Raw genomic sequence first — 321 nt, 5'->3', positions numbered from 1 at the left:
CGAGATCGACTATCTGGGCGCCACCTTCGATGACATGGCCCAGCGGATTGCCAGCCAGATTGATTTGCTCAGGGAAAAAGACGCTCAGCGGCGACAACTGGTCGCACAGGTGTCCCATGATCTGCGGACACCGCTTGCGTCCATGCAGGGCTACATCGAGACGCTCAAGCTGCGCCGTGACCGGTTAAGCGCTGAGGAACAGGCGAGGTTCCTTCAGATTGCCCTGCAGGAAGGCCAGCGGCTCAGCCGCCTGGTGGATGAACTTTTCGAGCTGGCGGCCCTCGAAGCCAGGGAGAAACAACCGGTGCTCGAACCTTTCCC

General features: G+C 60.4%; 1 protein-coding gene. It reads left to right on the top strand.

Features of this window, described 5'->3' with window-relative positions:
• A partial coding sequence (locus tag E5Q11_RS17445; protein ID WP_323053114.1) for a sensor histidine kinase occupies positions 1 to 321 on the top strand: 321 nt, incomplete at both ends.

Source organism: Marinobacter confluentis, from assembly GCF_004785685.1.
Classification (GTDB): domain Bacteria; phylum Pseudomonadota; class Gammaproteobacteria; order Pseudomonadales; family Oleiphilaceae; genus Marinobacter; species Marinobacter confluentis.
Note: the sequence above shows the minus strand (reverse complement) of the source record. Positions and strands in the feature narration are given on the sequence as shown.